Annotated in this window: 7 protein-coding genes and 1 rRNA gene; 5 read left to right on the top strand and 3 right to left on the bottom strand. The window is 54.3% G+C overall.

Translation table 11 applies throughout. The annotated features are described in order from the left end of the window. The first annotated feature begins 70 nt into the window (after positions 1-70). Entirely contained in the window at positions 71-355 is a 285-nt protein-coding gene (locus tag HY913_16040; GenBank protein MBI4964787.1) for a hypothetical protein, read from the top strand. A gap of 42 nt (positions 356-397) precedes the next feature. Here HY913_16040 and HY913_16045 read toward each other — a convergent pair whose 3' ends face one another. The 3 genes from HY913_16045 to HY913_16055 all read right to left on the bottom strand — a co-directional run bounded on the left by HY913_16045 (position 398) and on the right by HY913_16055 (position 3,491). Further along, positions 398-577 (bottom strand): hypothetical protein, encoded by a 180-nt coding sequence (locus HY913_16045; GenBank protein ID MBI4964788.1) that lies wholly within the window; start codon positions 575-577, stop codon positions 398-400. 109 nt (positions 578-686) lie between these two features. Next, positions 687-3,116, bottom strand: coding sequence for a tetratricopeptide repeat protein (locus HY913_16050; protein MBI4964789.1), 2,430 nt, complete (start codon positions 3,114-3,116; stop codon positions 687-689). 114 nt (positions 3,117-3,230) lie between these two features. Then, complete coding sequence (locus tag HY913_16055; protein ID MBI4964790.1) at positions 3,231-3,491, bottom strand: hypothetical protein; 261 nt, start codon at positions 3,489-3,491, stop codon at positions 3,231-3,233. A 268-nt stretch (positions 3,492-3,759) separates the two neighbouring features. Here HY913_16055 and HY913_16060 point away from each other — a divergent pair, with 268 nt between their 5' ends. From HY913_16060 to HY913_16075, 4 genes are all read left to right on the top strand, one after another. Next, positions 3,760-4,122: a hypothetical protein gene (locus HY913_16060; protein ID MBI4964791.1), complete on the top strand. Its 363-nt coding sequence runs from the start codon at positions 3,760-3,762 to the stop codon at positions 4,120-4,122. 280 nt (positions 4,123-4,402) lie between these two features. After that, a complete protein-coding gene (locus HY913_16065) occupies positions 4,403-4,624 on the top strand; it encodes a NifU family protein (protein ID MBI4964792.1) in 222 nt (73 codons plus the stop codon). A gap of 363 nt (positions 4,625-4,987) precedes the next feature. Further along, positions 4,988-5,416 carry a 4Fe-4S binding protein gene (locus HY913_16070; protein MBI4964793.1) on the top strand — a complete coding sequence of 143 codons (429 nt, stop codon included), beginning with the start codon at positions 4,988-4,990 and terminating at the stop codon, positions 5,414-5,416. A 394-nt stretch (positions 5,417-5,810) separates the two neighbouring features. Further along, positions 5,811-6,286 (top strand): 16S ribosomal RNA (locus HY913_16075); the annotation flags it as partial.

Here is a 6,286-nt window from a genome sequence, read left to right on the forward strand (position 1 = left end):
TTATCTGTGTTGCATCGCCTCAAGAAGCTGTGATAAGGTAAGGCCTTGAGAAAGAAAAGCGGGTGAGCCTATGGGCCCTTCAAGAATCGGCGTCACAATAATATTGGTTCTTGCACTCGCCCTGGCTTCCTTTGCGACCGCCTGGGGGGGACAGGTCTGGACCAAATGCCATATAACCTGCCGCTGCCTGCAGGACAACTCGGTCGGGAACTTCGCGTTCGCCATTGCTGTGGACCAGTCACCCGACATAGGATTTGAGGCGGACTTGGCATGCAAGCGCTACGGCCATCAAATCTGTCTGGATGGCTGCAATAGCGTCAAATTCTCTTATACTTACCAGGTTACGAGTCCGTAATTCGGCGGGGCAGACTTTCACCGGTGAAGTCTGCGAGCCCCTTCATGTGCGATCGTCCCTCCCCCCACCATCGTCCCCGCCCCCTAACAAGATAAGATACGCCGCTACCACAAGCACAACTGCTCCGATAAGAGCTTCAGTGGACCTTCCCTTCAGATACAGCAGCGCCAGCGAAATGCCGGCAATGACCAAGAGCGGTATTGCCACCCAGTTGCTTGTCAAGATTCTACCTCTCCTCGGCCGCTAGCATCCTGTTCCGAAAAACCGTATTTGTATGTTTGCATACAACCTACGTTTCCGTGCGTTGAGTTTGTCGCCGGCAGCTTGGGCCTCACTGTTTTGAGAAAAATCGCGGGGTTCGGATTTTTTTGACCAGGCCGATATATCGCGAGTAATCCAGCTTTCTGAAGATTTCCAGCGCTCGATCGTACGCGTCCTGAGCCAGTTGCCGGCTACCCATCTTCTGATGCATTCTGGCTTTGTCCACAAGCATGGATGCAGAAGATCGCTCATAATAGTTGAGTGCTTCCGCCGGCTTGTCAGCCTTGTCATACAGCTTGCCGATGGCGTACAGGGCTTCGGTTTCAGTCTGGTCATCCCCGACCGCTCGCGCCTTCCAGAGCATTTTGAATCCGGCCAAGATCGCCGGAGCGTCTATCTTGAGCCTTGCCGCCAGGTCCGATACTCTGGCATCCAGGTCTTTGATTGCCTTGGGACCCGTTTTACCGTCCGAAAGCACGCTTGCGCGGGTCAAGTCCTCGATAGCCCCCGCTTGATCACCCAGCTTTTCTTTTAAAAGACCGCTCTGGTAGAATGCCTTTTGGCGGCCTTTGTCAAGGCCAAGTTTGTGTTGCAGCGCCAGCGATGCATTCAAGCAATACGAAGCCTTCTTGTATTCCTTCCGTCGAATATAGTGATTCGCCAGTCTTTCCAGGACGTTTACCATGTGGGCCTCATCATTGGAGGCCCTCAATTTCTTTAACGTGGCCAGATCTTCTCTGATCCGGTTCTCTGCGGATGTTTCTTGGATTGGCGACCTGCGTGCACTCGCTTGCAGTCCTGGGGACGCTGCATGTGCTTGAGCGCTTTCCACTCCACCCGGCGCCGCCACGTTTGTCTCGACCTGTGCAGGCTTTGCTTGAGTCGGTTTGGGTTTGGACGCGGCAGCCGGCCTTTCCGGTTCAGCCTTTCTTTCTACCATTCTGGAAACTTGCTGCGAAACCGTAATTCGTTCCTGCGATGTCGGCGGCGGAGCAGGTTTTCGCACCGTCTCCGGTAGTGGCCCACCCGCAACAACGCTACCAGGCTGCCCGGTCCGCAAGTGCTGTCCGTTGTTGACGGCCGGCCTGGGTTGACCTGTTACTGGAGCAGTTGCCCTTCCCGTCTGATCGCCCACGGAGGCAGTACGCTGGTCTGCTTTGGTCTGTTTCGTCAAAGCCACGGCAGGTTTCGGCTGTTCATAAGGTTTTCCAGCGGCCAGGTTGGCTATCGGTTTCGAGAGCCCGTGGTGCCCCACGGAGACGGCCAGGTTCGCTGCGGCGGAGTAAAGCGCGGCGGCCTGATCCTTGTGCCCGGCTTTCGCCTTGGAGCCTGCCAATTCAAGAAGGGCCAGTATGACCTCATCCTGGGCTTTCGCTTTGCGGAAGATTTTCAGAGCTACGTCCAGGTACGACGCGGCCTTAAGATGATCTCCCAACCTAGAGTAGACCCTGCCGATCTCGAAGCTGCTCCAGGCCACTCCAAGTTCGTTCTTTTTCCGTTTTTCCAGTTGGAGCGTGTCTTCGAACCGTATCAGGGCCTTGGTGGAGTCATTTTTTTCAAGGAATTCCATGCCCTGACGGAGAATCTCGGCAGAAGCAGGGGCCACTTTTCCCATAATTCTCGTTCTGGCTCGTTGTTCCAGGTTCTCCGGTGTTTCGATTCCCGGCTCAACGGAGTCCGGAGCGGAAGGTTTGGGGACTTCGGGAGCAGTTGGGGGTATTGGTTTAGCAAGAATGATCTTCCTGGTCTGACCGGCATCAGGTTTGGCGGTCTGATCCGAGCGACTTTTCTCCGGGACGGCCTGATCGGCGCGACCGGCTTGAACGTTCGCCGACGTCTCAGCTCTCTGACGCCCGACCAACAAGGTCTTCTCAAGGGAGGCGATCTTTTTTTCCAGACGACTTGATAAGGCCGCGTCAGGGACTAATCCGACGCCCAACTGGTACATCTTCACGGCTCTTTCTTTGTCCCCGATTTTTTCAAGGGTTTCCGCCATAAAAATGAACGCGCGGTAGTCCATCGGGCGAAGGGAAATTGCCGCGTCGAAATTCTTGATCGCTGTCCGATGATCCCCCTTCGCAGCGTAGGCCGCTCCCAGATTCGTGTAAATCTTTGATTCCAAGCCCCCGTATTTCAAGGCCTCTGAGAAATCCTGTACGGCTTTGTCGTACAGACCTCGCTGCAAGTTAACCACCCCGCGATTGTTCAAGGCGTTCGTATAATCCGGCTTCAACTCAATGGCTTTGGAATAGTCCGCTACAGCCTTTTCCAGGTCCCCCATCATCCGGTAAGCCACGCCGCGATCGTTGTAGAAGCGGAATTCTCCGGGACGCGCCTCGATCGCCTTGGAAAGCAGAGTCACCGCTTTTTGGCTATCGCCCGATTTTAGCGCCAGCACGCCGGCGCTGTAGTTCTCGTTGACTGGAGCAGGGCTTGCAGCGAGAGGGAACATTAGGGCCAAGAAGAGCAACGCGACCAGAATCTTTGACACTCTCTTCATTGTTGCCTCCTCAAGGATTTCACCATAATGAACCGGCAGCCTCAAAAAAGTTGGGTCCGGTCAGTAATTTCCGGACGACCTTGCACTGTCCACGAACAGCGCCGCCCCACTCCATCATTTGGTCTTCTTGTCGACGACTCCAAACTGGCTTAAAAGATCCTTGACCGCCAGAGCAGCCTCGTCCAAGATGACGGGATATTTCTCGACAAACAATCCCTTCTTCACGGATCCCCACACCCCGCTCGCGTCCTGCGCGCTGACCTGGGAGTCCGAGCCTCCAGGACGATATCGCTCGTATCCGGCCGCCAAAGCGTTTATGGGCCCCATCAAAAGGACAAACAGGACCACGCAAACAATTTTCGCACCCGTTCTCATAATTGAACCTCCGCCTCTTGGTCCGAATACATTGAGTTTAACATTATAATTATACCATAACTTATTGAAAATGAGAAGCGTTAGTGTACATGCCGTTTAGCTCAATCCTGGAAGCCCGCGCGGGCCGTGGCCATGCAGTTTTCCTGACGCGCGCGGTGAAAGGATCCGTAACGGCTTCTGAATCATTTGCCGAAATGATGCATCATCACTTATAAGTCGGGAATGCGCATATTTTATGACAGACATCTCAATTTCAAGGAGGATATCTGTGAAAAACGTGAGAGAAATCTTTAGGGACAAGAAAGTAGCTTCGCTAATAGACTGGGATCTCCATCCTTATGAGGCTGTCTCCAGGTACATGGAGTGGGGAACGAACTGGTCCCGAGGCCTGGACCATGCGAAATCGTGCAATGAAGAAAGCGTCTACTTTAAGATCAACGCTTTGAAGAAGCCGGCCAGACTGGTCATTGTCCGCCACAGCCACAAAGATTATGAGATTATCGACGAGGTGGAGGCGCCTCAGAACTTGATCGACGAGTCGGTAGATTTCTTTGCGTGCAAAAACGCGGCCTGCGGAATAACCGATGAACTCAGGGCTTGGCTCAAAGCGGAAGTTGATCGGGCTGCCTGACTTATCAATCAAGATTTCTAAAGGTAGGGGATGGCACGCCCCATTACACGGACACGGTTTGCTGCACGGTCATTTCTGAACGCTGGCGACATGTGTTCTGCAGAATTCTAGGGGTAGATGTCTGCTCACGTTTCAAGCGAGCCATGCAAGGCTACACGCGGCCAGCCCCCCACCGTTGCCTTATCAGCAGGAACGTTTTTCTTTGGCATGCATCAAAATAGTTGTATGGTAGGGTCACACGCAAATATTGGGGGTGAAACCCTACGAAAGGAGCAAGACTATGAGAGAAGAGGTTCAGGCGGCCCTTGATCTGGTTCGTCCGCAGCTTCAGGCTGACGGAGGGGACGCCGAGATCGTTGATGTTACTGCCGATGGAGTGGTCAAGCTGAGACTCACAGGAGCTTGCGGCGGATGCCCCATGAGCCAGATGACTCTAAAGATGGGAATTGAAAGAATCCTCAAGGAGAGAGTCCCCACTGTTAAGAGCGTTGAATCGGTATAGCGGCGGGTTGCCTAGATCTATGGCGTTCAACACCGGACCGCAAATGGGCCGTGCTAGTGTTATGTGGAACGGTCGGTGTTTTCATATGAGGCGCGTCGGCGTCCGCGTGGAACCATACGTTTGCTTTCCTTAGACGTGACTGCAATTCCTCACGAACCAGTTCAAATTATTGACCTTCGATCCGGAGACGGGGAAGCCATTCCCTGTCTCTCGGTTCACGATCCGATCGGAACGGCCGTCGCCTTATCGGCTGTTGACACTCGCCGGCAATCAAAGTAGTCTGAAAGTTCCCCATCCCACGGGCCGGAGGTAAATGCCGGCCCGACCCAATATCTCTCGTGATAGCAGCGAAGGAGCGGTGCAATGGCCTATCAGATCGTACAGGAGGAATGTAAAGGCTGCCAGACGTGCGCAAGAGCCTGCCCCACAAGGGCCTCCAGTGGAGAAAAGAAGCAACCCCACAGCATTGATGCGTCTCGTTGCATCGAATGCGGCGTGTGCGCCCGAGGTTGCCCGTACGGCGCGATCCGCGACCCGCAGGGAACAAAACCGCCCAGGATAAAAAGAGTCGACTGGCCCAAACCGTACGTGTGGAAAGAAGATTGCGTAGGCTGCGAAGTGTGCAGTGCGGTCTGCCCCTTCCAGGCTCTAGGGATGTACGAAGTGGACAACGAATACATCGCAGGCCTTTACGACCCCAAGGCGTGTGTAGGATGCGGCCTGTGCGAACAGGCATGCCCGGTCCACGCGGTCCAGTTGGTGTGGCCCGAGGCCGCTAAGAAATCAGCCTGAACCCCCTGTGCGCGCCGCGCATTTGTTTCCACGGAGCGTTTTCGGATCCAGCGCGGCGCGGTCCTGCATCCCCTGAGGATGTTTTGTTGCAGCGACCTTTCGGAGGACTTCAAGGGACCCAAAGATGGTTCCTTGGGAAGCCTCCGGGGGCTTTATCAGTGAAGAGTGATGATTATTTTTCGTTTTCGGCATTTTCCTCTTGACAGGTTTTTTGAGGCAGGGTATATGTAGTGCTTCCCCATCAAAGGGGCAGTCGAAAATTCCAGCGAACCTTTCTTCTTGACAGGTGACATATTAAACGGATAAGCTGGAAGCTGGGGGCTATGGGCAAAACCGTCCCCGTTGATCTTTGAAAACTGAATAGTAAGACGTTCGGGTCAACGATACTTCAGTATAACTGGAGAGTTTGATCCTGGCTCAGAACGAACGCTGGCGGCGTGCCTAACACATGCAAGTCGTACGAGAAACACGTCCTTCGGGATGTGGAGTAAAGTGGCGCACGGGTGAGTAACACGTGGGTAACCTGCCTCAGGGACCGGGATAACTGGCCGAAAGGCCCGCTAATACCGGATAAGACCACATGAGCTTCGGCTCAAGGGGTCAAAGTCGGCCTCTCGAAGAAGCCGGCGCCCAGGGATGGGCTCGCGGACCATTAGCTTGTTGGTAGGGTAACGGCCTACCAAGGCCAAGATGGTTAGCTGGTCTGAGAGGATGATCAGCCACACTGGAACTGAGACACGGTCCAGACTCCTACGGGAGGCAGCAGTGAGGAATATTGCGCAATGGGGGAAACCCTGACGCAGCAACGCCGCGTGGGTGAAGAAGGCTTTCGGGTTGTAAAGCCCTGTCAGGTGGGAAGAAACCTTTGCA

The sequence above is a fragment of the Desulfomonile tiedjei genome, from assembly GCA_016212925.1.
Lineage (GTDB): Bacteria > Desulfobacterota > Desulfomonilia > Desulfomonilales > Desulfomonilaceae > JACRDF01.